This is a genomic window from Streptomyces sp. NPDC006140 (assembly GCF_040628815.1).
GTDB lineage: Bacteria > Actinomycetota > Actinomycetes > Streptomycetales > Streptomycetaceae > Streptomyces.
Genome location: NZ_JBEXTS010000003.1, coordinates 562,703 through 587,121, shown reverse-complemented (window position 1 = coordinate 587,121; position 24,419 = coordinate 562,703). Strand labels below are relative to the sequence as shown.

Annotated in this window: 22 protein-coding genes and 3 pseudogenes; 12 read left to right on the top strand and 13 right to left on the bottom strand. The window is 70.8% G+C overall.

Going from position 1 to position 24,419, the window contains the following annotated elements; genetic code table 11:
- Positions 1-81 precede the first annotated feature (81 nt).
- The 3 genes from glgC to ABZ386_RS12100 are packed head-to-tail and all read right to left on the bottom strand — an operon-like array spanning position 82 to position 3,312.
- Positions 82-1,302: a glucose-1-phosphate adenylyltransferase gene (glgC, locus tag ABZ386_RS12110; protein WP_351333395.1), complete on the bottom strand. Its 1,221-nt coding sequence runs from the start codon at positions 1,300-1,302 to the stop codon at positions 82-84.
- 51 nt (positions 1,303-1,353) lie between these two features.
- Positions 1,354-2,505, bottom strand: a complete 1,152-nt coding sequence (gene glgA / locus ABZ386_RS12105) for a glycogen synthase (protein ID WP_356617752.1) — start codon at positions 2,503-2,505, stop codon at positions 1,354-1,356.
- A gap of 39 nt (positions 2,506-2,544) precedes the next feature.
- Positions 2,545-3,312, bottom strand: coding sequence for a (2Fe-2S)-binding protein (locus tag ABZ386_RS12100; protein ID WP_358964682.1), 768 nt, complete (start codon positions 3,310-3,312; stop codon positions 2,545-2,547).
- Positions 3,313-3,522: 210 nt separating this feature from the next.
- Here ABZ386_RS12100 and ABZ386_RS12095 point away from each other — a divergent pair, with 210 nt between their 5' ends.
- Positions 3,523-4,905, top strand: coding sequence for a DMT family transporter (locus tag ABZ386_RS12095; protein ID WP_358964681.1), 1,383 nt, complete (start codon positions 3,523-3,525; stop codon positions 4,903-4,905).
- On the opposite strand, the gene ABZ386_RS12090 is transcribed toward ABZ386_RS12095, so the two are convergent.
- On the bottom strand, positions 4,895-6,148 hold the full coding sequence (locus ABZ386_RS12090; RefSeq protein ID WP_355727566.1) for a transglycosylase family protein: 1,254 nt from the start codon (positions 6,146-6,148) through the stop codon (positions 4,895-4,897). The genes ABZ386_RS12095 and ABZ386_RS12090 overlap by 11 nt on opposite strands.
- A gap of 348 nt (positions 6,149-6,496) precedes the next feature.
- On the opposite strand from ABZ386_RS12090, the gene gndA reads away from it, so the two are divergent.
- Positions 6,497-7,936 (top strand): NADP-dependent phosphogluconate dehydrogenase, encoded by a 1,440-nt coding sequence (gene gndA, locus ABZ386_RS12085; RefSeq protein ID WP_351333409.1) that lies wholly within the window; start codon positions 6,497-6,499, stop codon positions 7,934-7,936.
- Positions 7,937-8,472: 536 nt separating this feature from the next.
- Here gndA and ABZ386_RS12080 read toward each other — a convergent pair.
- From ABZ386_RS12080 to ABZ386_RS12070, 3 genes are all read right to left on the bottom strand, one after another.
- A complete protein-coding gene (locus ABZ386_RS12080; protein WP_356674995.1) occupies positions 8,473-8,817 on the bottom strand; it encodes a GNAT family N-acetyltransferase in 345 nt (114 codons plus the stop codon).
- A 28-nt stretch (positions 8,818-8,845) separates the two neighbouring features.
- On the bottom strand, positions 8,846-9,265 hold the full coding sequence (gene panD, locus ABZ386_RS12075) for an aspartate 1-decarboxylase (RefSeq protein WP_114256677.1): 420 nt from the start codon (positions 9,263-9,265) through the stop codon (positions 8,846-8,848).
- Between the two features lie 292 nt (positions 9,266-9,557).
- A complete protein-coding gene (locus ABZ386_RS12070; RefSeq protein ID WP_358964680.1) occupies positions 9,558-10,043 on the bottom strand; it encodes a 5-formyltetrahydrofolate cyclo-ligase in 486 nt (161 codons plus the stop codon).
- 116 nt (positions 10,044-10,159) lie between these two features.
- Here ABZ386_RS12070 and ABZ386_RS12065 point away from each other — a divergent pair, with 116 nt between their 5' ends.
- Both ABZ386_RS12065 and ABZ386_RS12060 read left to right on the top strand, forming a co-directional pair.
- Positions 10,160-10,585 carry a hypothetical protein gene (locus tag ABZ386_RS12065; RefSeq protein ID WP_356502541.1) on the top strand — a complete coding sequence of 142 codons (426 nt, stop codon included), beginning with the start codon at positions 10,160-10,162 and terminating at the stop codon, positions 10,583-10,585.
- A gap of 4 nt (positions 10,586-10,589) precedes the next feature.
- Positions 10,590-10,713: pseudogene (locus ABZ386_RS12060) on the top strand (transposase); the annotation flags it as partial.
- Between the two features lie 554 nt (positions 10,714-11,267).
- Here the strand turns inward: ABZ386_RS12060 and ABZ386_RS12055 are convergent.
- The 3 genes from ABZ386_RS12055 to ABZ386_RS12045 form a co-directional block, all read right to left on the bottom strand.
- Complete coding sequence (locus ABZ386_RS12055) at positions 11,268-11,777, bottom strand: hypothetical protein (protein WP_358964679.1); 510 nt, start codon at positions 11,775-11,777, stop codon at positions 11,268-11,270.
- Between the two features lie 22 nt (positions 11,778-11,799).
- Positions 11,800-12,855, bottom strand: coding sequence for a MerR family transcriptional regulator (locus ABZ386_RS12050; protein ID WP_358964678.1), 1,056 nt, complete (start codon positions 12,853-12,855; stop codon positions 11,800-11,802).
- 205 nt (positions 12,856-13,060) lie between these two features.
- Positions 13,061-14,347 (bottom strand): multidrug effflux MFS transporter, encoded by a 1,287-nt coding sequence (locus ABZ386_RS12045; RefSeq protein ID WP_358964677.1) that lies wholly within the window; start codon positions 14,345-14,347, stop codon positions 13,061-13,063.
- 77 nt (positions 14,348-14,424) lie between these two features.
- On the opposite strand from ABZ386_RS12045, the gene ABZ386_RS12040 reads away from it, so the two are divergent.
- A complete protein-coding gene (locus ABZ386_RS12040; protein ID WP_351333427.1) occupies positions 14,425-14,913 on the top strand; it encodes a MarR family transcriptional regulator in 489 nt (162 codons plus the stop codon).
- A 51-nt stretch (positions 14,914-14,964) separates the two neighbouring features.
- Here ABZ386_RS12040 and ABZ386_RS12035 read toward each other — a convergent pair.
- A pseudogene (locus tag ABZ386_RS12035) lies at positions 14,965-15,560 on the bottom strand (transposase); the annotation flags it as partial.
- Positions 15,561-15,803: 243 nt separating this feature from the next.
- Between ABZ386_RS12035 and ABZ386_RS12030 the strand changes: the two are divergent.
- The 3 genes and pseudogenes from ABZ386_RS12030 to ABZ386_RS12020 all read left to right on the top strand — a co-directional run bounded on the left by ABZ386_RS12030 (position 15,804) and on the right by ABZ386_RS12020 (position 17,324).
- A complete protein-coding gene (locus ABZ386_RS12030) occupies positions 15,804-16,010 on the top strand; it encodes a trypsin-like serine protease (RefSeq protein WP_358964726.1) in 207 nt (68 codons plus the stop codon).
- 236 nt (positions 16,011-16,246) lie between these two features.
- On the top strand, positions 16,247-16,606 hold the full coding sequence (locus ABZ386_RS12025; RefSeq protein WP_351334197.1) for a hypothetical protein: 360 nt from the start codon (positions 16,247-16,249) through the stop codon (positions 16,604-16,606).
- Between the two features lie 51 nt (positions 16,607-16,657).
- A pseudogene (locus ABZ386_RS12020) lies at positions 16,658-17,324 on the top strand (transposase family protein).
- A 54-nt stretch (positions 17,325-17,378) separates the two neighbouring features.
- Here ABZ386_RS12020 and ABZ386_RS12015 read toward each other — a convergent pair.
- Entirely contained in the window at positions 17,379-18,377 is a 999-nt protein-coding gene (locus ABZ386_RS12015) for a helix-turn-helix domain-containing protein (RefSeq protein WP_358964676.1), read from the bottom strand.
- Positions 18,378-18,637: 260 nt separating this feature from the next.
- Between ABZ386_RS12015 and ABZ386_RS12010 the strand changes: the two genes are divergently transcribed.
- Positions 18,638-18,931 carry a DUF1330 domain-containing protein gene (locus ABZ386_RS12010; RefSeq protein WP_351333433.1) on the top strand — a complete coding sequence of 98 codons (294 nt, stop codon included), beginning with the start codon at positions 18,638-18,640 and terminating at the stop codon, positions 18,929-18,931.
- Between the two features lie 645 nt (positions 18,932-19,576).
- Here ABZ386_RS12010 and ABZ386_RS12005 read toward each other — a convergent pair.
- On the bottom strand, positions 19,577-20,434 hold the full coding sequence (locus ABZ386_RS12005) for a LuxR C-terminal-related transcriptional regulator (RefSeq protein WP_355716846.1): 858 nt from the start codon (positions 20,432-20,434) through the stop codon (positions 19,577-19,579).
- A 128-nt stretch (positions 20,435-20,562) separates the two neighbouring features.
- Between ABZ386_RS12005 and ABZ386_RS12000 the strand changes: the two genes are divergently transcribed.
- From ABZ386_RS12000 to ABZ386_RS11990, 3 genes are read left to right on the top strand one after another with little or no spacing between them, the layout of a single operon-like run.
- Positions 20,563-22,257, top strand: coding sequence for an AMP-binding protein (locus tag ABZ386_RS12000; protein WP_358964675.1), 1,695 nt, complete (start codon positions 20,563-20,565; stop codon positions 22,255-22,257).
- A gap of 59 nt (positions 22,258-22,316) precedes the next feature.
- Entirely contained in the window at positions 22,317-23,513 is a 1,197-nt protein-coding gene (locus ABZ386_RS11995; RefSeq protein ID WP_351333443.1) for an acyl-CoA dehydrogenase family protein, read from the top strand.
- Positions 23,514-23,515: 2 nt separating this feature from the next.
- A complete protein-coding gene (locus tag ABZ386_RS11990; protein WP_351333446.1) occupies positions 23,516-24,286 on the top strand; it encodes an SDR family NAD(P)-dependent oxidoreductase in 771 nt (256 codons plus the stop codon).
- Positions 24,287-24,419 lie beyond the last annotated feature (133 nt).

Sequence of the window (24,419 nt, the reverse complement as noted above, 5' to 3'; positions counted from 1 at the left end):
GGGAGGACGTCACGGAGCAGCGCCTCGGGCCCCGCACCGCGCGGCGCGCTCCGAGGGCGAGAGGTGCGGCCCCGCGCCGCGTCAGGTGACCAGCTGTCCCTTCCCGAGGGCGATGACCCCGCCCTTGGACACCGTGTACAGCTCGGCGTCGCGCTCCGGGTTGACGCCGATCGTCGCGCCCGGCGGCACCTCGACGTTCTTGTCGAGGACGGCGCCGCGCACCACCGCGCCCCGGCCGATGTGCACGTTGTCGTGCAGCACCGACCCCTGCACCACGGCCCCCGGGTCGACCACTACGCCCGGCGACAGCACGGACCGGGTGACCTGCCCGCGGACCAGGCAGCCGGCGCTGATGATGGATTCGCTGGCGATGCCGCCGGCGTTGAAGCGGGCCGGCGAGAGCTGGTACGAGTGCGTGTAGATCGGCCAGCTGCGGTTGTACAGGTTGAAGGCGGGGCGCTCGGCGATCAGGTCCATGTGGGCCTCGTAGTAGGCGTCCAGCGTCCCGACGTCCCGCCAGTAGCCCTGGTCGCGGGTGGTCTCGCCGGGCACGTGGTTGGCGCTGAAGTCGTACAGCGCGGCCTCACCCCGGTCGGTGAGCTGGGGCAGGATCGAGCCGCCCATGTCGTGCACGGAGGACTCGTCCTCCGCGTCCCGCTTGAGCGCCTCGATGAGGGCCTTGGTGGTGAAGATGTAGTTGCCCATCGAGGCGAAGACGCAGCTGGGGTCGTCCGCGAGTCCCGGCGGGTCGGCCGGCTTCTCCAGGAAGCGCTCCACCGTCTGCCCGTCCGAGCCGGGCGTGATCACCCCGAACGACGAGGACTCGGTGCGCGGCACCCGGATCCCGGCGACCGTCACGCCCGCACCGCTCTCGATGTGCTGGGCGAGCATCTGACGGGGGTCCATGCGGTACACGTGGTCCGCGCCGAAGACGGCGACGTACTCGGGGCGCTCGTCGTAGATCAGATTCAGGGACTGCAGGATCGCGTCGGCGCTGCCCAGGTACCAGCGGGGGCCGAGGCGCTGCTGGGCGGGGACGGGCGTGACGTAGTTGCCGAGCAGGTTGGACATCCGCCACGTGGTGGTGATGTGCCGGTCCAGCGAGTGCGACTTGTACTGCGTCAGGACGCAGATGCGCAGGATGTCGCCGTTGACGAGGTTGGACAGGACGAAGTCGACCAGGCGGTACGTACCGCCGAAGGTCACCGCCGGTTTGGCTCGGTCCGCGGTCAGGGGCATCAGCCGTTTGCCCTCGCCGCCCGCCAGCACGATCCCCAGGACCGAAGGACCACCACCACGCATGGCCGCTCCCCTCACGCCGATTTCCCGATGCCTGCCCCTGAGCAGCACGCACTAAGCCTGTTTGACGATCTCCTCATAGAGCCGGACCGTACGGCGGGCCACCGCGTCCCAGCCGAACTCGCCGACCGCGCGCTCCCGCCCGGCCTCACCCATCCGCCGGGCCGCCTCCGGATCGCCCAGCACGGTGTCCATGGCCCGGGCGAGCCCCGCCTCGAAGCCGTCGCCGGCCGGGACGAGCAGGCCGGTCCGGCCGTCGTCCACCACCTCGGGGATGCCGCCGACCGCCGAGGCCACCACGGGCGTGCCGCAGGCCATAGCCTCCAGGTTCACGATGCCGAGCGGCTCGTACACCGAGGGGCACACGAACAGCGCGGCGTGCGTGAGGAGCTGGATGACCTCCGGACGCGGCAGCATCTTCGGGATCCAGTACACGCCGTCGCGGACGTCGCTCAGCTCCGCGAACAGCTCCCGGAACTCCCGGTCGATCTCCGGCGTGTCGGGGGCGCCCGCGCACAGCACGACCTGCGCGGCCGGGTCGATGTCCCGCACCGCGCGCAACAGGTGCGGCACGCCCTTCTGCCGCGTGATGCGGCCGACGAACAGGACGTACGGGCGGGAGCGGTCGAGGCCGATCCGGTCCAGGGCGTCCGTGCCGTGGTCGGGCCGGTACAGGACGGTGTCGATGCCGTTGTGCACGACGTGGACCTTCTCCGGGTCCAGCGCCGGGTAGCAGCCGAGGATGTCGTCGCGCATGGCCCCGGACACGGCGATCACCGCGTCGGCGGACTCGATCGCGGTGCGCTCGGCCCAGCTGGACAGCTCGTAGCCGCCGCCGAGCTGCTCGGCCTTCCAGGGGCGCAGGGGCTCCAGGGAGTGCGCGGTCATCACGTGCGGGATGCCGTACAGCAGCTTGGCGAGGTGGCCGCCGAGGTTGGCGTACCAGGTGTGGGAGTGGACCAGCTCGCGGCCCTGGAGGGCGGCGGCCATCGCGAGGTCGACGGAGAAGGTGCGCAGCGCGTCGTTGGCGCCGTCGAGCGCGGACCAGGGGCGGTGGCGCAGCACGCCGTCGGCGCGGCCCTCGCCCCAGCAGTGCACGTCCAGGTCGACCAGCGGTCTCAGCTCCCGGGCCAGGAACTCCACGTGGACACCTGCGCCGCCGTACACGTCCGGCGGGTACTCCCGGGTCAGCAGTCCGACGCGCACCCGCAACTCCCTGCTCTCAGCGGCCGTTCCCTTTCATGGTCACCCAGAAGAGGCGCGTGGGGAAGAGCGGGGCGGACGCGGGAAGCAACAGTCGCCGCAGACGCCCCCGCCGGGCACCCGGTAGTACAGGCAGCAGCTGCGGCGCCGGAAGGCCGTGCCGGTGAGGGTCCCGGCGCCGTCGAGCAGCGGGTGCGCGAGGAGTTCCCGGGCCAGGGAGCGGGCCCGGGCGGCGGCGTCCGTACGGCCCTGCCGGCGCGCCCAGCGGTCGAACTCCCGGGCGGCACCGGCCAGCGCGGAGGCGGCGTTGCCGCGCAGCAGGCCCGGGGCGAGGCGGTAGTGGGCGCGCAGGGCCGTCGTCAGGGGTGCGAGGTGGCCGTGCAGGACGGTGTCGGCGAGGGTGGCCGCGCCACCGGGCAGGGGGCGTACGTCCGGCAGCCACAGGTCGTCGGGGGCGCTGCCGTCCGGGTCCCAGCGCAGCAGCCGGGCGTCGAGGTCGGGGATACCGCCGTACAGCGCGGCGCAGCCGAGCGTCACCGACCAGAGCCGGGCCGCGAGCCCCTGGTGGGTCACGGACGCGGCGACCCGCGACTCCGGGGCGCGCAGGGCGTTCGCGACCTTGTGGACGCGGAAAATCAGGGGATTTCCGGCCACATCGGGTGACGGGGCGGCGTAGGCCTGTGCGAGAGTGGGAAGAGGCCCGGCCGCGGCTCCCTCCCCAGCTCCTTCCGTGCGCAGCACGAAGAAGCCGCCGAGCGGGCGGAGCGCGGCGAGGCCGGGGTCGAGGTCCACGAAGAGCAGTAGTACCAAGACCCCTAAGGGACGCGACCCGGTGGCCCCCGACCGGCGCCGCCCACCCTGGGGATGACGGGGATCCCCTCGTACTCCATCGGCAGTAGGACCCAATGAGTGCTCAGGGACGACGACGGGAAGACCTGGACACGGCAGGGTGTTGGTCATGAAAGCCGACCTTTCGCCGCGCCGGGCCGAGCGCCCCCGCCTGACGCAGAGGAGCAGCCGATGAGCGCCCTCGCGTTGTCCGTCCTGCTCTCCCTCGTCTCCGCGGTCGCCTACGCGGGCGGGGCGATCGTGCAGGAGCGGGTGGCGGAGTCCTCGCCGGGCGAGGAGTACGCGCCGCTGCGCCGGCCGGGCTGGTGGGCGGCGGTCGCGCTCAACGGCCTCGGCGGTCTGCTGCACGTGGTAGCGCTGGCCTACGGTCCGCTCAGCCTGGTGCAGCCGCTCGGCGCGCTGACCATCGTGGTGGCCCTGCCGATGGCCGCGCTGTTCGTCGGCCGCAAGGCGGGTGCCACGGCCTGGCGGGGCGCGATCATGGCGACGGTGGGGCTCGCCGGTCTGCTGGCTCTGGTCGCCGCGTCCGACGCGCAGTCGCTGAACGCGGCCGAGCGGGTGGCCGTCGCCCTGGTGACCGCGGGTGTGGTGGTGGCGCTGATGATCGCCGCGCGGGCCGCGCACCGGCACCCGGCGGTCCGCAGCACGCTGCTGGCGACGGCCTCGGGCATCGCGTTCGGCATGTCCTCGGTGTTCACCAAGACCGTCGCGGTCGACTGGACCGGCGGCGTGTCGGCGGCGGACGTGCCGTCCCTCGCCGTGATCGGCGCCCTCGCCACGGCCGGCATGCTGCTGTCGCAGGCCGCCTACCGGGGCGCCGGTCTCGCGGCGCCGCTGGCGACCCTGACGGTCGTGAACCCGGTGGTGGCCGCCGCGGTCGGCATCACGATGTTCGGCGAAACCTTCCACTACGGCACGACGGGCACGGTGCTCGCCCTGGGCTGCGGCGTGGTGGCGGCGGGCGGACTGATCCTCCTGACGACGGAGCGGCTGACGCACGTCGAGCCGGAGCGTGAAGGGACCGGGCTGGAGATCGCGGGGACCGGGCTGGTTCCCGTGGACACGGGCATCGGGGCGACGGGGGCACTGCCCAGGCCTGAGCCGGTGGGTACCGCGGCCGGGCGGCCGGGAGGCGTGGGCGTGACCGAGCCGGTGGGTGCACTGGCCGAGCCCGTGGGTGCTGTCGCCGAGCCCGTGGGCGCACTGACCGGGCGTGCGGGTGGGCCGGCTCTGGGCGGCGTGACCGAGTCGGTGTCCGGGAGCGGGGGCGGGGTGGCCGAGGCGGTGGAGAGTCTGACTTCCGCCGTGGACGGCCTGCCGGAAAGCGTGCGTGCCGAGGCCGAGGCGGTGCCCGGTGGTGGGCCGCTGCTCGTCGAGGAGGTCCTCGTGCCCGGCCAGGGGGCGCCGCCCGCGCCGGACGTCGTCGCGTACGAGAGCGGGGAGCCGTCGGTGCCCGCCGACGATCAGCGCCCGCTCTCCTACGTGCCCTTCTACGGCATCCCGTACGTCCCGATGCCCACGGTCGACCGGCGCCGCACGGGCGTCAGATCCTGACGCCGCCGGCCCTCAGATACGCCACCGGGTCGACGTCCGTACCGAAACCGGGCCCCGTCCGCACCTCGAAGTGCAGATGCGGGCCCGAGCTGTTGCCGGTGGAGCCGGAGCGGCCGATGCGCTGCCCGGCGCTCACCGTCTGCCCGTCCCGCACGGCAATCGCCGACAGGTGGGCGTACTGGCTGTAGCGGCCGTCGCCGTGGCGGATCACGACCTGGTAGCCGAACGAGCCGCCCCACCCCGCGGTGACGACGGTGCCGCTCGCGACCGACTTGACGGACGTGCCCGTCGGCACGGGGAAGTCGACGCCGGTGTGGTACCCCTGCGACCAGGCGGAACCCGCCTTGCGGTAGGGCGTGCCCAGGGAGGCGCTGACGGGCGCGACCAGGCCCTGCCGGGTGGTCGTCGACCGTGCGGCCCGGTCCTCCTTCTGGTCCTTCGTCCGTTCCCTGGCGCGCTCGTCGGCGCGGTCCGGGGACGGCTTCTTCGTCGACGGCTTCTTCGCGGACGGCTTGGCCGACGGGGACGGCTCGGCCGACGGGGACGGCTTGTGGGCGGGACGCGTCTTCGTGGTGCCCTCGCCGCTCAGCGCGAGCCGCTGGCCGGGCACGATCAGATCGGGATCGCTCCCTATGGTCGAGCGGTTGGCGGCGTACAGGCCGCGCCAGCCGCCCCGGACCTGCTCGTCCGCAGCGATGCCGGAGAGGGTGTCGCCGCGGACCACGGTGTACATCTCGGCGCTGCCCGCCCGGGACTGTGGTGTGGACTGCGGCCGGACGTCCTCGATGGAGGTCCTCTTCCCGTCCTTCTTCTGGTCCTTCTGCTTCGTGCTCGCGGCGGCCGGCCGGATGTCGGGCTCGCCGCCGCCCCGGGTCAGCCCGGCCCGGACCGAGCAGACCGGCCAGGCGCCCGGGCCCTGCCCGTCGAGCACCTTCTCCGCGACGGCGATCTGCTCGTCCTTGGTGGCCAGGTCCGCGCGCGCCGCGTAGGCCCGGCCGCCGTACGCCTCCCAGGTGGACTGGGTGAACTGCAGCCCGCCGTAGAAGCCGTTGCCGGTGTTGATGTTCCAGTTGCTGCTGGACTCGCAGGCGGCGACCTTGTTCCAGGTGCTCACGTCCGCCGCCTGCGCCGTGCCGGCGCCCATGAACGGGAGCGCCATGCCCGCGCCGCCCGCGGTGACGGTGAGTGAGGCGCGGTTGATCCTGTTCGGCTGATACCGGCGGTGCCGGCCGCGTACGGCCATCGATTGCCCCCCTAGACATGCGTCAGGAGGGGCAAAAGTAAGCGCTGCGAACCGGCCAGGACAAGGCGGCTATCGGCCGCCCGGATGCCCAAATGGCCGGTATGAGGCCCCTGTTGCGCGACGTGCGCCACGGCGGTGCACCGCGTACGCCACGCGGTGCCCGGGTGCGCCGTGCGCGGGGACGCGTACGTCGGCTGAGTGCCACGGGGCCGCTGTGCGTATCTGCCTGCACGACGTCGTACGACCCGCGCGTGCGGACGGAGTAGCGGCACGTCAGGATGGTCGACGGGGGCATGCTGGTGGGCAGCACCGGCAGCACCAGTACCGAAGTCTTTAGGAGCGAACCGAATGAGCAGTTCAGCGCAGATCGGCGTCACGGGTCTGGCGGTCATGGGCCGCAACCTCGCCCGCAACTTCGCCCGCAACGGCTACACGGTGGCGGTGCACAACCGGACGCCCGCGCGCACGCGCGCCCTTGTCGACGAGTTCGGCGGGGAGGGGCAGTTCGTCGCGTGCGAGTCCGCGAAGGACTTCGTCGCGGCGCTGGAGCGGCCGCGGCGGCTGGTCGTGATGGTGAAGGCCGGTGAGCCGACGGACGCGGTGATCCAGGAGTTCGCGCCGCTGCTGGAGCCCGGCGACATGATCATCGACGGCGGCAACGCGCACTTCGCGGACACCCGCCGCCGCGAGCGCGAGCTGCGCGAACAGGGCATCCATTTCGTCGGCATGGGCGTCTCCGGCGGCGAGGAGGGCGCGCTGAACGGCCCGAGCATCATGCCGGGCGGCCCCAAGGAGTCGTACGACTCGCTGGGCCCGATGCTGGAGAAGATCTCGGCCAAGGCGGCGGACGGTTCGCCCTGCGTCTCCCACGTCGGTCCGGACGGTGCCGGGCACTTCGTGAAGATGGTGCACAACGGCATCGAGTACGCGGACATGCAGCTCATCGGTGAGGCGTACCAGCTGCTGCGGGACGTCGCCGGGTATTCCCCCGCCGAGATCGCCGACATCTTCCGCACCTGGAACCAGGGCCGTCTCGACTCCTACCTGATCGAGATCACCGCCGAGGTGCTCTCCCACGTGGACGCGGAGACGGGCAAGCCGTTCGTGGACGTGGTGGTGGACCAGGCCGAGCAGAAGGGCACCGGCCGCTGGACCGTGCAGATCGCGCTGGACCTGGGAGTGCCGGTGTCGGGGATCGCCGAGGCGGTCTTCGCGCGCTCGCTGTCCGGGCACGCGGCGCTGCGGGAGGCCTCGCGCGGACTGGCCGGCCCGAAGGCGAAGCCGATGGGCGAGGCGGAGGCGCGGGCCTTCGCCGACCGGGTGGAGCAGGCGCTGTACGCGTCGAAGATCGTGTCGTACACGCAGGGCTTCCACGAGATCGACGCGGCCCGCGCCGAGTACGGCTGGGACATCGACCTGGGTGCCGTCTCCGCGCTGTGGCGGGGCGGCTGCATCATCCGCGCGGCGTTCCTGGACCGGATCCGCGCCGCGTACGACGCCCGGCCGGACCTGCCGAGCCTGCTGTCGGACGCAACGTTCGCGCAGGAGATCGCGGACGCCCAGGACGACTGGCGCGAGGTGCTGGTCGCCGCGACCCGGCAGGGCGTGCCGACGCCCGGCTTCGCCGCGGCCCTCGCCTACTACGACGCCCTGCGCGCGGAGCGGCTGCCGGCGGCGCTGACGCAGGGGCAGCGGGACTACTTCGGTGCGCACACGTACCGGAGGGTGGACCGGGACGGGTCGTTCCACACGCTGTGGGGCCAGGACCGGTCGGAGGTGTCCGCGTAGGCGCGGGAGGACATGCGAAACGGGGCGGTGGACGGCCACAGGTGCCGTCCACCGCCCCGTTCTCGTGTCCGGGCTCAGGACAGCGGCGGTCCTGGCTCGGGGTTCGGGACGGGTTCCGGTCCCGGGGGGGATCGGGGACGGGTTCGGGCCCGGCACGGGGTCAGGGCCCGGCGGCGTCGGCGGGGTGGGGCCCGGCGGCGTCGGCGGGGTGGGGCCCGGTGGCGGGGTGGGGGCCGGTGGGGGCGGGGTCGGCTCCGGGCCCGGCGGGGGCTGCGGGTTCGGCACCGGATCCGGGTGCGGCTCCGGGTGCTGGGGATCCGGGCCCGGTGTCGGTGCCGGCGGCACGGGGTCGGGATACGGGTTCGTCATGAGGTCCTCCAGCCAGTCGCTCGACTCCGGCTCTGGACTACTCCCCCGCCTACCCGTCGCCTGCCGCGGCAGTCACTCCGCGGCGGGACGGGAAGGGGGCCAGGTGGGGTAGCGAAGCCGGGGCGGCCCCGCCACGGCCCACCACCGTCGGCGCGTGCGGTCCGGCGTCAGAACCGGCCCGGGTGGGCCCTCAGCCACTCCTTCGCCGCGGTCAGCACGTCCTCGCCCGCCGACGGTGCCTCGTCGGGGTGGCGTTCGGCCCACTTGGCGACGTAGGGGCACAGCGGGGCGACGACGCCGTGCTCGCGGCCGGCGATGGCGTAGAGCTCGCGTGCCAGCGACCCCGCGATGCCCTTGCCCTCGTGGGCCGGCTCGACGATCGTGTGGACGGGCACGAGCGCGCGCCCCGGGCTGTCGAGCACGAAGTACTCGACGCGCCCGACGACTTCACCGTCGGCCACCGCCTCCAGACGGCCCGCCGCCCGGTCGTCACGGATCTCCGGGTCGCTCATGGACACGCTCCTGCTCCTGTCGTCTCGGTCAGGCCCCGACGGCCTGCGGGCTGCGCTGCTGGTCCGACCCCGGCACGGGCTCGGACGGGTCGGCGCCGAGGGCCACGATCCGGTTGTCGCCGTCCACGTGCACGACCCGGGGGGTGAGTGCCCGCGCCTCGGCGTCCGTCACCTGGGCGTAGCTGATGATGATCACCAGGTCGCCGGGGTGGACGAGATGGGCCGCGGCCCCGTTGATCCCGATCACGCCCGAGCCTCGCTCGCCCTCGATGACGTACGTCTCCAGCCGGGCGCCGTTGGTGATGTCCACGATGTGCACGAGCTCACCGGGCAGCAGGTCGGCGGCGTCGAGCAGATCGGCGTCGATGGTGACCGATCCCACGTAGTGCAGGTCGGCCTGGGTGACGGTGGCGCGGTGGATCTTGGACTTGAACATGGTACGCAACATCGGTGCACTCCCGAAAGTAGGCTCCCTGCCCGCGTTTTTGCAGGTCAAGGGCTGTTTCAGCACTCTACAACGAGTCGCATGTCCGGGCAGCTTTCCCTGGGTTTTCCAGGACTCATGCTGACCGAATGCCGACTATTCTGACGGTGCATCAGGCGTCGGGAAGGGTGCTCGAGGCGGCTTCACGTCCTCGCGCTTCCCGCCACGGACGGCCGCGATCAGCGTACGCAACGGGCCCCCAGGGACTCCCGTGACGATCGCCACAGCAGGGCTTGACTGCCGAACCTTGAGTCGCTCAAGAACCAATGCTCTGATCATTGTTCCGCCCTCGCGGTGACGCCTGGCGGTGACAATCAAGGAGCAAGCCGACCTTGAGCCCAATGAACAATGCCGACGAGGCCTCCCGTCGCCCCATTCCGACGGCCGACAGCCGCCGAGTGGAGCTGTCCTCACCGACACATCCGAGGTTGCAAGGCTGCACAGCATGTCCACCGGTTGGGTTTGCAGAGAAGCCTCGAAGAACTAGGTCTGCCGCAATCTCCAGTATCAGAATGACCGTTTCCGGTGTGATCACCAGGTCGACGTTCACGTCGTGATCGGTAACAGGGACAGGGGTGTCGATCACTGGTAGCGAGTGAACGGTGGTGACGACCAGTGTGTCCGCCCCCACGAGCCCCGCCTCTGTGAGCAGCACGAACTCCAGGTCCGAGTAAACGGCGCCCTTACCGATACGGGCGCCGTCCCGATTGACGGCCACACTCCCCAGGACCACGACATCCACCGGCCACAGGGCGTCGACCTCGACAGTGCTTCATCAACAGCCTCAGTGTCGTCGCCGGTTCCCCGGCTGAGCTGCACCCTTGACCTCAACCTTGGTTGAGGCGCAACACTCGGCGCATGGAGATCGCAAAGAGCAGCACCATTCTCTTCCGCAACACCATGCGCATCACGGACGGTCACCTCGACGGTTTCCGGCGTGCCATCGCGCAGGCGGTGGCATTCGCTCAAGAGCACGGCCCTCAGCTCATGGTCGAGGTCTTCATCGACGAGGAGCGGATGCTGGCGCACAGCTTCCAGCTCTACCGCGACTCCGATGCCATCCGCGCCCACTGGAGGCTCTCGGATCCATACATCCGCGAGGTGATGGAGCACTGCACCGTGCAGCACTTCGAGATATTCGGTGCACCGGACCATGACATCGTGGCGGCCCTCAAGACCCCCGATGGCGAATCCTTCCCCTTCGTCGTCTCGCCGCGCCTCGCCGGCTTCAACCGTCTCGGGACGCCCGGCTTGGGTGAATCACGCTCTTGGCGGAGTTCATGACTCTTTGAGTGGATCTGGCGACTTATCGGACGAGCAGTGGGCGTTGATCGAGCCGGTGCTCACCGCGGAAGGACCGGCACCGCTCGGTCAGCGGCCACCAGGGCGCCTACGACATGCGGGAGATCGTGCCCATGCCTGACAGTGCGTTCACGCACCGACCGGTCCCGGCCGGCCACCGCAGACGGCGGCCTCCACGGATCGACGCGCTTACCCTGCATCATGTCCGCCGTGCCGTGGCCGTGCCCTGCTGCTGCTTACCGCGCTGCTGGGAGCCGCCTTCACCGTCTGGTCGACGTCCGCGATAGGTTCCGGCTGGCTCCTGGCCAGCCTCGTCTGCGGGCTGGCCGGCATCGCGCTCGTGGCGGACCGTGGAGCACGCACGGCCGCAGGAATTGTGCAGGCAATCGTGGAGGAAGCCCGGACAGCGACGCTGACAGCGGTCACCGGGGCAGCGGCGGCCGCCGAGAAGTCGGTGCAGTGGTCGGCGGACGAACTCTGCCGCGGGGGACGCCCGTCGTTGCCGGACCTGCAGGGGCCGCCATCGGCCAGTCCGAACGCCGAGATCAACAAGGCGCTGAGCGCGTTGCAGGTGCAGGCCATCGCCTCTTCCGGCCCCGCTGCTCAACTCGGCCCTTCTGGTGGCCCTGACGTCCCTCGACGGTGAGGGGCGCGTTCCGGTGCGTCATGCAGTGGGGCCAGGCGCGGAGGGCCGCCTGGTGGTGTCCCGCCGGGCGATGGCCTCTGCCACCTCATCAAGGGCGGTGCGCAGGAAGGCACCATATGCGTCCTGTGGGAGGTTGGGGGCGTGCTCTCTGGCCGCGTTGATGTGCTCGGCGGCCGCATCGAAGGACCCGAGTCGGCGGTAGTTGTCGGCCAGGTTGAGGTGGAGGGAGGGATAGAACCCGGCGATGTGGAGGCTGGCGTGGTGCTCTTGGACGCGCTGCTCGGTCACGGCGTCGGCAGCGTCCAGGGCCCGGACGTCCCAGGCGAGGGCCTGGGCGGGATCTTCGTAGAGATCTGCCAGGTAGTGGGCGAGTGAGCAACGGTGCAGCGGGTCGCCGGTGACGCCGATCGCCGACCACAGGGTCAGGAGCTTCTGGCGGGCGGAGAGAGTGTTGCCCGTTCGGCCTTCGGCAACGGCCTGGCCGATGGCTTCCATGGTCGGGTCGGGACTGGCGGTTTCGGTAGGCATGACGTTTTCCTCTTTGTCGTTCTCAGGCTGAATGGTCGAACTTGACGGGCATGGCCAGGGTGGTGAGATCGCCGCGGTCGGCGGAGCGGATCGTGACGGGCCCGTCGTGTCCCCTCAGGTCGAGCATCACGTCGGGACCGATCGCTGTGCTCACGGCGGGATAGAGCGTGGTCATCTCGAACCGGATCCGGAGAGCCCCGCCCGTCACGGTGGCGGGGAGCTGAACACCGGGGTCCTCGTCGTTCGAGGGCCGGACGTTCACTCCGTTATCGGAGACATGCAGCGCGACGCGTTCGCCGGGGTGTTCTTCCAGGGCGCGCAGCAGAAGATCCTTCGAGACCGTCGCGCGGGTGCTGATCCCGCCCAGGGAGGCGAGCATCAACCGGTGATCGGGAAAGTCCTCGGACAGCAACCGGCAGTGCCGGTCCTCCCGCTCGGGCATGCACAGCCGGATCCCGTGCGGCACCGCTTCGATGCGGACCAGCGCACTGCGCCGGACCGTGGCGACAGCGGCCCGCAGGTCGTCGCCGTCGATCGTGCCGACCCACGTCTGCTCCGCCGGCCGCGCAGGCACCAGGGTCCGGGTGGAGAGCCGGTACCGGTCGGTCGCCGTAAGGGCGATCGCCTCATGACTCGCCTCGATGTGCAAGCCGGTGAGCACCGCCATCCCCGGCTCGTGCGCGGTCGCGGTCAGGACCTGCTCCACCGCATCCGCAAGTACGGGCCCCTTCAGCACGGCGATCAGCAGACCGGGCACGTTGCCGCCGAGCGCGGACTTGATGACGGCAGCCTTCTGCCGCGCCGTCGCCGCATCATCGACGATCTTGGCAACATGCTCGTCGAGCAGCCGCGCCACCTCGTCGGCCCCGGCGTCGAGGACCGCCTCGACCGCAGCGAGGGGCATGGCGATCTCGCGGAGCTGACGCAGCGCGGCCGCCCGTGCCACCTGGTCAGCGCCGTAGTAGCGGTAGCCCGAGACCGGGTCTACTTCGGCAGGGGGCAGCAGCCCGGAGTCGGCGTAGAACCGCAACGCGCTGGAGGTCAGACCACTGCGCTGGGCAAAGACCCCGATGGGCATCAGCTCAGAATTCGGCACCTCGCTATCATTGAGCTTCAACCAACTCGAAGGTCAACACCGCCGTGGGGCGTCACCGACGTCATGGCCGGCAACATCCAGAGGTTGATCTGGTGCGGCGCTGAATGACATCCGGGAGCGCGCTGCGGGCCCGTTTCGCCGGACAGGGCGTCGAAGCGAGATGGGCAGCCGGGTCACGGGCAGGTGTTCAGCGCGTCAGCTCGCGGTGGTCGCCGGAGTCCATGTCGTGGGATGAGGTGCCGGGCGAGCGCGGCGGTTGCGCGCCGCTCCCGGGCAGGAGCAGGGCGAGCACAGCGATCAGGGAGCAGCCCGCCATGCCGACGAAGAGCGGTAAGGCGGTGTCCTCGCCCCACAGCCCGACGAGCGGCGAGGCCACGCCGCCCAGCAGGCTCTGCAGGGTGCCGAGCAGGGCCGAGCCGGTGCCGGCAGCGTGCGGGACTCGTTCGATGGCGAGCGCCGTGGCCGTGCCGAAGACTTGGCCGATGCCGAGGAAGGTGATCCCGATGAGCCCGAGGGCGAGAAAGCGGTTGAGCTGACCGGCGAGGGTGACCAGCAGCACCGCCGTGGTGGAGACCAGCATCATGGCCAGGCCGATGCACAGCAGCAGCCGCGGGTGATGGCGGCTGACCAGCTTGGTGTTGGCCAGGCTGGACAGGGTCGCGGCCAGGGCACCGAGCGAGAAGGCGACGGACGCCTGGCCCACGGTGAAGTCGAGGACGTTCTGGAGCACGAAGGCCGAGCCGGCGATGTAGCAGAACAGCGCGCCGCTGGCGAAGGCGAAAGCGAGGGTGTAGCCCACGTAGGCGCGGTCTGTGAGCACGGAGCGGACGGCCTTTGTCGTGGCCGCGGCACCACCCGGCCGGCGCCGCTCCTCGGGAAGCGTCTCGGGGATGAAGAACAGCGCGGCCAGGAACATCAGGAACGTGATGCCCCCCAGCGTCCAGAAGACGCTGCGCCAGCCGCCCGCGTTGCTGACGACGACGCTGCCGACCAGGGGGGCCACGATCGGGGCGATGCCGCCGAGGGCCATCAGCACACCGAAGAGCCTGGCGGCGACGGGGCCGGCCGCGACGTCGGAGATGACGGCCCGCCCGATCACCAGGCCGGCCGCGCCGCTGAAGCCCGTCACGAAGCGCAGCAGGACGAGGACCCAGAGGTTGGGGGCCGCCGCGCACAGCGCCGTGGCCAGGGTGCACACCGCGGCGCCCAGCAGGATCGGTGTGCGGCGTCCGAAGCGGTCGGACAGCGGGCCCAGCACCAGTTGGCCCAGTGCGGCGCCAAACAGGAAGGCGGTCAGGGTGAGCTGGACACCGCTGGCGTCGGTGCCCAGATCGTTGGCCATCTCCGGGAAGGCCGGGAGGTACATGTCCGTGGCGAGCGGCATCACGAAGGACAGCAGCGCCAGCGTCGCAGTGAGCAGCGCGGCTGGCCGGGGTGCTGTCCGATGTGCCGGGCCGGTGGACGGTGCGGACATCTCAGTGCTCCTGACGAGTCGAAGAATCAGAGCTTTCACTATAGTTATATAACTATAGACAGCGTTACGATCGGTGCATGAACGCGACCGATGCGTCAGGCGACGAGGCGCTCCTGCGCGAGGCGAGGAATCTGACCCCGGCCCTCTATGCGCTCGGACGCGTGCTCCGGCTGCGCGGGGTCGACGAGGCCGGTCTCCCACCGCTGCCGCCCTCCGACCTCGAAGTGCTCCGGCAGGTGCTGGACTCGCCGGGGATCGGCGTCGGCACCCTCGCCCAGGACCTGGGGCTGCACGCCAGCAATGTGAGCACCGCCGTGCGCGGACTGGTGGCGCAGGGGCTGGTCCGCCGGGAGCCGGACCCGCATGACCGCCGCGCCGTCCAGTTGTTCCCGACCATGGGAGCCGTGCAGGGTATGGCCATGATCGAACAAGCCTGGGCGGAGATCTTCGCCGACTCATTGGCGACGCTCTCCCCTCACGAACGAGCCACGCTGACCGCTGCCGGCCCGGCGCTGCGCTCACTGGCTTCGGCCCTCCGGTCGCAACGCACCGCCGCCCGCGACTGACGGTCGCTGCCGTCGCGGATTCAGGTGGTCAAGTCGCTGTTCGTCGCGGCTTCCTCCCCAGCGGATGCCGTTCTCGCTGCGGATGCGTGCGCGTTCTCTGCGCTGGGCGGCGACTACGTCGGGGTGGCGGGCGTTGGCGTTGCGCCAGCGCGGGTAGCGGTGCGGGGCCTGGGACTGCACCGCGTGATTCGGATGGTTGGAGTCGGCCAGGGCGAACGGCCGCAGGAGTTGGCCCAGGAGGCGTAGGCCGGGCACAGCTCGACCTTGTTCTTCTTCGCCCAGCGGCGGGTGTCCGCGCTGGTGTGGGCGGAGAGGTTGTCCAAAATGACGTAGATCGGCGCGCCGTCGGGCCGGGCGGCGCGGATCGACTTCAGTGCGGCCAGGCTGTTGGCGGTGCCCTCGCGGCGGCAGTTGACGCCCCACAGCCGGTCGTCGCCGACGGTGTAGCAGCCATGGAAGTAGGTGACGCCGTGAGTGCGGCGATAGATCGCCGGCAGGCGGTCGGGCTTGCTCCGTTCAGCCCAGCAGGAGCCTGCGGTGGGCCGGACCCCCAGCGGCCCGAACTCGTCGAGGGCGAAGACCCGGTCCGGAGACCGCTCCAGAGCCTCCTCGATCCGGTCCAGCTTGGCGTCACGGTCGGGGTCAGGGACTCCGTCCACGTACCGTGCCCGTCCAGCCCGCCGCGGCCTCAGTTGGATGTGCCGCACCGCGGACCGTCTCCGCCAGGAGCACCGCAGCCGACGTCAACGTCGTCAGCGCGCGTGAGGCAGCGAGCAACAGGTGGACATGCTCAACGAGAGTTTCGCCTCAACCGGGTTCATGTTCCGCCTGGCGCGCACGGACCGAACCGTCAACGCTGGAAACCCCCGCAATGACGGCGTCGTCCCGGCCTGGGCCTCTACAACGTCTTCCAAGGTGGCTGCGACGGCGGGGACCTCGTTGAGCGGGGCATCTGCCGTGGTGACAGCGGTGACCCCGCCGTGGTCAACGGGTCGGTGAAGGGTATCGCCATCGAAGACCGAGGCCGCGGCAAGTCCGGAGAGCCCGCCATTTTCACAGACATCGCGCCCCTCTCCGACTGGCTCCGGTGGCAGTAGACCCTGGGGTTGGCGAAGCGTTCACCGGCCTGAACCACGAGGCGCTCACTCGGGTGTTCTTGCGCGTACTCGTACGCAAGCCGGCGGGAGACCTTCCGCGTCGGCTGAAGGTTGTCCCGCAACTGCTGGCTGCAGCCGCTGGGCGAAGCTCGAAACTGGGTGGCTGCCGTACTTGTGCTGTCGATACCGTCGGGCTTCCGGCCAACCGCATCGGCGGTTGCCTCGTCAAGAGAGCGATGTCCGTGAGCAGCCAGCAAGCAACGACGACCCTGTGGCGTCCCACCGGCCCTAAGGAGCTGGAGCTGGTGCGAGAGCTGGACTGGCGTGCCTGGCCGCCCCGGCTTCCCGAGCAGCCGATCTTCTACCCGGTTCTCAACGAGGACTATGCCGTCAAGATCGCGCGAGACTGGAACGTCAAGCATGACGGCGCCGGCTTCGTCACCCGGTTCGAAGTCGAGTCCGACTTCCTGCGCAGGTATCCGGTCCAGCAGGCAGGCGGACAGACGATTCTGGAGTTGTGGGTACCGGCCGAGGAGCTTGACGAGTTCAACGCCCATATCGTTGGCAAGATCCAGTTGGTTCACGAGTTCCACTGAGCTGCGGAGGCTCCGTGACGTGGCGGACCGACCCGATGCGATGATCCAGCCGTGGCTTGTGTGATCACGGCGTCGGAACCGTCCTGGACAGCCCCGTTCACCGGGCTGAGCCCGCGTCAGTTCGGCACACTGATCGCCGCACTGCGTCGCGAAGGCGCTGACCCGGTCCGCAGGGGCCGGCCCTGGAGCCTGCCGCTGGAGAACCGGGTCCTCCTGGTCGTCGCGTACTGGCGGACCAACCTCACCCTGCGCCAACTGGCCCCGCTGTTCGGGGTGTCGAAGTCGGCTGCGGACCGCATCATCGACCACCTCGGACCGGCGCGCGCTCTGCAGCAGCGCAAGCGATTCCGCAAGGACACGGTTCTGATCGTGGACGGCACGCTGGTGCCCACACGTGACCACAACCGCAACGAATGCAAGGCACGGGAGCTGTCCGGAACGAAGGACGCCGTCGGCAGGACCACGGTGATCGCTGACGGCGGCTACCGGGGCACCGGCCTGGCCATCCCACACCGACGCGAGCGCGGTCAGGCCAAACGTTCGGGCTGGAAAGAGGACCACAACCGCTCGCACCGCAAGGTCCCGCGCCCGTGTCGAGCATGCCTTCGCCCGCATGAGGACCTGGAAGATCCTCCGTGACTGCCGTCTGAAAGGCAACGGTGTCCACCACGCCATGCTCGGCGTCGCCCGCCTGCACAACCTCGCCCTCGCCGGGTGACCGGGAAACAATGCTGGTCATCCACCATGCCGTCAAGCATTTACGGGACAGCGCTCAGGCGGGGATGGAACCCGCATCGCCGACGGCCGGATCCGGGGCACGGAAGGTGCGACGGTACGCCGACGGGGCGACTCCGGCCTCCGCCGCGAGGTGCCGCCGCAGCGAGGTGGCGGTGGCGAATCCGACCTCGTGGGCGACGCGTTCCACCGGCAGATCGCTGGACTCCAGCAGGTGCCGGGCCCGTCGCAGCCGCTGCGAGGTCAGCCAGCGGCCGGGGCTCAGACCGGTCTCCTCCTTGAAGCGCCGGGCGAAGGTACGGGTGCTCATCGCCGCGTGCGCGGCCAACTCGTCCACCGACAGCGGCAGTTCAAGCCGCTGCAATGCCCAGTCGCGGGTCGGTCCGGTGCCGGTTGTGCCTGTCGGCGGCAGTGGCCGCTCGATGTATTGTGCCTGCCCGCCGTCCCGGTACGGCGGCACGACGCAGAAGCGGGCGGCCTGGTTGGCGACCTCGATGCCGTGGTCCTGGCGCAGCAGGTGCAGGCAGACGTCGAAGCCGCTGGCCGCCCCCGCTGAGGTCAACACGTCACCGTGGTCGACGAAAAGAACGCCGGCGTCGAGCTCGACCCGGGGGAAGAGTTCCCGGAAGCGGTCGCTGAGCGCCCAGTGGGTGGTGGCCCGACGCCCATCGAGGAGACCGGTGCCGGCCAGCAGGAAGGCACCGCTGCAGATCGACACCAGACGGGTGCCGGGCCGGACCCTGGAAAGCGCGTCCAGGGCCTTCGAGTCCGTGGTGGCGGCCGAGGCCTGGGTGATGGCGTAGCCAGGGATGATCACGGTGTCCGCCTCGGCCAGCACCTCAGGGCCGTGCCCGGGCGTGACGGTCAGGTCCGAGACGGCGCGCACGGGCTTCCCGTCCACGCCCGCGGTCACCACCTCGTAGCGGCCACCGGCGGAGCCCAGGACGTGTTGAGGTATGCCGAGTTCGAAGGGGTAGACGCCGTCGACCACGAGGACGACCACCTTGTGGGCGGCGGGCCGCGGTTCCCTGCGCATCGCGCGATCCGGTTCGTCGGTGCGACCGGCTAAGTCGCGGGCGCCGGGAGTACCTGGGGCGGCATGGCGGGCAGGCATGGCGTGAATGTATCGGAGGCTGACCTTTCTGTCATGGCCGAGGTCGGCTCGAAGGTAAAGGATCGAGGCATGACCTCGACGGAGGCAATTGAGAACCTCGCCCTCCAAGGCCGTCATCGGGATCGAGCAATCTGAGTGTCAATTCGAAGTCGGACGTGTCCGGCCGAGTACAGGAGGTTTCCATGGCCAAGGGCTACTGGGTCAGTGTCTACCCCGCCATTTCCGACCCTGAGAGGCTGACCGACTACATCGAGCTGGCGGGTCCGGCTGTCCTGGCTGGGGGCGGGCGCCTCCTGTCCAGTTTGGGCCGAGTCGTCGCCCACGAGGCCGGAATCGCCGAACGCGTCGTTCTGATCGAGTTCGACAGTTTTGAACAGGCGGTCGCGGCATACGAGAGCGAGGCATACCAGAAGGCGCTGGTGGCCCTCCCCGACGGCTTCGAGCGCGACTTCCGCATCGTCGAAGGCATCGACTGACCGGCGGGCCGGCCATCGCTGGGCATCCGTCACCTGATACGCACACGGTGCTCAACGACGACTTACGGATGGGCTGTAACCGCCCGAAGGCGTCCGGGCCTCACCGCAGAGCGGACTGAGCCGACCGGCTCGCGACCGTGTGGCACAGGTTGCAGATCAAGGCGAGGCGCAGCGGATCAGCGACCGCAGTGGTGCTCGACAGCGCGCTGCCTCCCCCCGACGGAAATGACGGCACCTTCCCCGACCAGGCCCGCGACCTGCCAAGGCGCTGGACAAGCAGGCGCAAGTTCGAATTCCTCGCCATGGATGTGAAGTAGTCATCGCCAGCGGCTGACAATCCGCGTGCTCGGCGTAGTCAGGTCTACCTCGTTCGGTGCCTCGTCCGCCGCAATGCTCCTCGGACGTCACAGAAACGGCGAGGGCATGGATGAGGTCGCCCGGGCGGTGACGAGAACGCAAGGCCCGATCTTCGATCGCTTCGATCACGGCGCCCGTCGGCGGCCTCTTCGACGTCGTCCCCCTGTCCCCGACGACCTCAAGCCCCGCAACGGCTGATCCCGCCGGGGCGGCCATTCGCCCGGCCGAGCCGCCATGAGCTCCGTCAGGCCTTGCGGTTTCGGGACATCTGTCTCGCCGTCGACGTCGCTACGGCAGCAGGCCCCGGCGTCGCGCGGTGACCACTGCCGCGAAGCGCGTTCCGACGTCGAGCTTGCGCATCGCGCTGCGCAGATACGCCTTGACGGTCTCGGCGCGGAGGCCGAGGCGGTCGCCTGCTTCGGCGTTGGTGCAGCCCAGGGCGATCTGGGCGAGCACGTCGAGTTCCCTCGGGGACAGCGGCGAGACAGGCTCGGGCTTCGGTGCCGCGCCGAGAGCGGCCAGGCGGCGGGACGCGGCGCCCAGCCGCGCGCGAAGTTCGTCGTCCTGGACCGCCTGAGCGAGCAGCCGCAGCTCCGCGTGGAGTTCGCGGATCTCCTCGACCATGAACCGTTCCCCGACAGGCTCGCTCTGCGCGACGCGCATGAGTTGCAGGCGCCGGTCGACCTCGTCCCGTACGGCGACCTCACCGGCGAGCCGCCGCGAGGCGTCCACGACCTCGTCCGTCGCCCGGTCCCCCAGAGGAGTGGCGCCCCGGGTGGCGCCGTACAGCACACCGCGCACCGCGCCGGCCACGACGACGGGAACGGCGACGACGGAACGGATGCCCTCCGCCAGCACCGGACCGTCATAGTCGTGCGTGATCGAGCGGTCCGCCCCGTAGTCGGACACGGCGGCGGGCCGCGCACTGGCCAGGACCCGGCCGCCCAGGCCGGTCTCGGTGCGGACGTCGAGGCCGCGCAGCGCCGCCGTCCGGGCACCGATGAACTGCGACAGTTTCAGCACGTTCTCCCGCACCTGGCCGCCGAAGACGACCGGGATGCTCGAGCGCTGGTGGAGCGAGCGGAGGGCCTGCCGGAAGGCGTCCCCGTCGTCGGGCCGCAGAGCGGTGTCCGTACTGGAGTGCATTGCCCCTGCCCCTTTCCGGGGGTAGTCGGCGCCGTGCGTGACGCGCAGCATGTGACTGCGACGCGCAGCATAAGACGCGGTAACGCTCCTGTAAAAGGCCCTGTCCATGAGAAAGGAAGTGGATTGTCGTGACGTCTCACGGTCATTCCGCCGATGCGCGGGAGAGCTCCCCCGGCCCGGCCTCGCCGGAACACCGGGTACGGGAATTGCTCGCGCTCTTCGATTCTCCGGACGCCTGCGCCGCGGAATTGCTGTGCGACCGCCATCCCGAGGGCGCGGTGGCCTTCACGATCGTGGACGCGGACCTGTCCGCCGAAGACCTCACGTACGGACAGCTGCGCCGTGAGTCGGCCCGTTTCGCCGCCGCGCTGGCTGATCTGGGTGTCGAGCCCGGGGACGCGGTCGCCACGCTGATGGGCAAGTCCGCCGACTTGGTCGTGGCCCTTCTGGGCATCTGGCGGCGGGGTGCGGTGCACCTGCCGCTGTTCACGGCGTTCGCCCCGCCCGCGATCGCGCTCCGGCTCGGCGCCGGCCGTGCGAAGGTCGTCGTGGTCGACGCTGATCAGCGCACCAAACTCGCGCCCGGCGAGGACATGCCGGCCGATCCGCCCTGGCTGACCGTGGTCGCCGGTGACACCCCGGACGAAGGCGGCCTCTCCTTCGCCGGGCTGCTGGCCCCCTACGCCGGCGACGAGCCGCAGGGCCGACCCGTCGCCGTCGGCGGGGACGGTCCGCTGGTCCAGCTGTTCACCTCGGGCACGACGGGCGCGCCGAAGGGTGTCCCCGTACCGGTCAAGGCACTGGCGTCCTTCCAGGCGTACCTGGAGTTCGGCCTCGACGTACGCCCCGGCGACGTGTTCTGGAACGCCGCCGATCCGGGGTGGGCGTACGGCCTGTACTACGCCGTCCTCGGCCCGCTGGCCACCGGCACCCGCAGTCTGCTGCTGCACGCCGGTTTCAGCCCGGCTCTCACCTGGCAGGTGATGCGCACCTACGGCGTCACGAACTTCGCTGCCGCGCCCACCGTCTACCGCAGTCTCAAGGCCGCGCCCGACCCCGCTCCGGACGGCGTACGGCTGCGGCGTGCTTCCTCGGCCGGTGAGCCGCTCACTCCCGAGGTCGTCTCCTGGTCGCAGGAGGCTCTCGGCGTGGCGGTACGTGACCACTACGGGCAGACCGAGCACGGCATGATGATCGTGGGCGGCTGGGCCGACGCCGTGCGGGTCCCGGTTCCGCCCGGTTCGATGGGCAGGCCGCTGCCCGGCTGGTCGGCCGAGGTGCTGTACGACGACCGGGACGAACCCGCGCCGCAGGGCACCCTCGGCCGAGTGGCGATCGACGTGACCGGCAGCCCGCTGCTGTGGTTCTCCGGGTACGTGGATGCGCCGGAGAAGACCGCCGAGCGCTTCAGTGCCGACGGCCGCTGGTACCTCACCGGCGACGCGGGCGCCCGGGACGCCGACGGCAACTTCTTCTTCTCCGCGCGCGACGACGACGTGATCATCATGGCCGGGTACCGCATCGGCCCGTTCGACGTGGAGAGCGTGCTGGTACAGCACGAAAGCGTCGTCGAGGCGGCCGTCGTCGGCGTGCCGGACGCGCTGCGCGGCGAGGTGCTTGAGGCATACGTCGTGCTGCGTGACCCGGCGGCGCGCGATGCCGTCCTCGCCGAGGAACTGCAGCACCTGGTCAAGCGTAAGTTCGCCGCGCACGCCTATCCCCGGACCGTGCACTTCACCGACCGGCTGCCCAAGACGCCCAGCGGCAAGATCCAACGCTTCCTGCTCCGCGAGCAGCGCGCCCGGGAGGTCCGGCAGTCCTGAACCGTCGTCCGACGGCACCCCCCACTCCTCGCTCCATCCGCTCACTGGAGGTTCGCCCCATGTCCCGCGTACCCGTGCCCCGACTGCTGCCGACCGAGGAGGCGGCGGAGTTGCTGGAGTTGACGCGCGAGATCGCCGACGGAGCACTGGCTCCGCGTGCCGCCGAGGACGAGGCCGCCGAGCGGTTCCCGCGCGACGTCTTCCGCACCCTGGGCCGCGCCGGGCTGCTCGGACTGCCGTTTTCGGAGGAGTGGGGCGGCGCCGGACTGCCGTACGAGGTCTACCTGCAGGTTCTCGAGGAGATCTCGGCGCGTTGGGCGAGCGTCGGCATCGGCGTGAGCGTGCACGCGCTGTCCTGTTTCGCGCTGGCGACCCACGGCACGGACGCCCAGCGGAAGCAGTGGCTGCCGGACATGCTCGGTGGGGAACTGCTGGGCGCGTACTGCCTCTCGGAGTCCCACGCGGGCTCCGACCCGGCCGCGATGCGCACCCGCGCCGACCGCGACGGGGACGACTACGTACTGCGCGGCGAGAAGGCATGGACCACGCACGGCGGGCACGCCGACTTCTACACCGTCATGGCGCGCACCGGCGAGCACCGCAGCCAGGGCATCTCCTGCTTCCTCGTGCCCGCTGACGCGCCGAACCTGTCGGCCGACCCGCCGGAACGCAAGATGGGCCTGACCGCGCAGGCCACCGCGACGATGCGCTTCGACGACGTCCGGATCTCCGCCGAGCGCAGGATCGGCGCGGAGGGCCAGGGCCTGCCCATCGCGCTCGCCGGCCTCGACGCGGGACGCCTGGGCATCGCGGCCGTGGCCGTCGGGCTGGCCCAGGGGGCGTTGGACGACGCCGTGTCCTATGCGAAGGAACGGGAGGCGTTCGGGCGGCCGATCATCGAGCACCAAGGGCTGGCGTTCCTGCTCGCCGACATGGAGGCGGCCGTGGAGTCCGCCCGGGCGACGCTGCTGTCGGCGGCGCGACGGAAGGACGCAGGTCTGCCGTACGGCCGCCAGGCCAGTATCGCCAAGCTGGTCGCCACCGAGGCCGCGATGCGGGTGACCACCGAGGCCGTCCAGGTGTTCGGCGGCGCGGGCTACACCAGGGACTTTCCCGTGGAGCGCTACATGCGGGAGGCGAAGGTCATGCAGATCTTCGAGGGCACCAACCAGATCCAGCGCCTGGTCATCAGCCGGGAACTGGCCCGCGGCCGCCGCGGGCCCGCCGCCCACGTCCTCGTCTCCGAAGGCAACTGACCGTGAACCTCACCGGAACCGCCGCCCTCGTCACCGGCGGCGCCAGCGGTCTCGGCCGCGCGACCGCCACCGAACTGCTGCGCGCCGGGGCTCACGTGGTGATCGCCGACCTGCCCTCGTCCCCCGGCAAGGCTGTCGCCGCCGAACTCGCCGCCATCGGGCCCACAGTGCGCTTCGTCCCCTGCGACGTGACCGACCCCGACGACGTACAGGCAGCGGTGGACGCCGCCGCCGAGCCCGCCCCGCTCCGTACGGCCGTGAGCTGCGCGGGCGTAGCGACACCCGGGCGCATGCTGTCGCGGGGCGGACCGCTCGCCCTGGACGACTTCGCCCGCGTGGTCCACATCAACCTGACCGGTACCTTCAACGTCTTCCGGCTCGCCGCCCACCGCATCTCCGGAACCGAGATCGTGGACGGCGAACGCGGGGTGCTCATCGCCACGGCGTCGGTCGCCGCGTACGACGGCCAGATCGGCCAGGCCGCGTACGCCGCCTCGAAGGCCGGAGTCGCCGGGCTGACCCTCCCCGCCGCCCGCGAACTGGCCCCACACCACATCCGGGTGGTCGCCATCGCGCCGGGCCTCTTCGACACCCCCCTGATGGCGGGACTCCCCCAGGAGGCCCGTGACTCGCTCGGCCGACAAGTACCCCATCCGGCCCGCCTCGGCGACCCGTCCGAGTTCGCGGCCCTGGTCCGCCACATCACCGAGAACCCGATGCTGAACGGCGAGGTCATCCGCCTCGACGGCGCGATCCGTATGGCGCCCCGCTGACGGAACGAAAAAGAATTCCGTGTTCCCGCCTTTGCCCGAGGTTTTTTCTTTCAGGCGGCTATCGCTCTCCCCCCATCCCCTCACACCGCAACGCCATTCATTTCCGTAGTTCCGAAGTCCCCCTTCAGCCCGC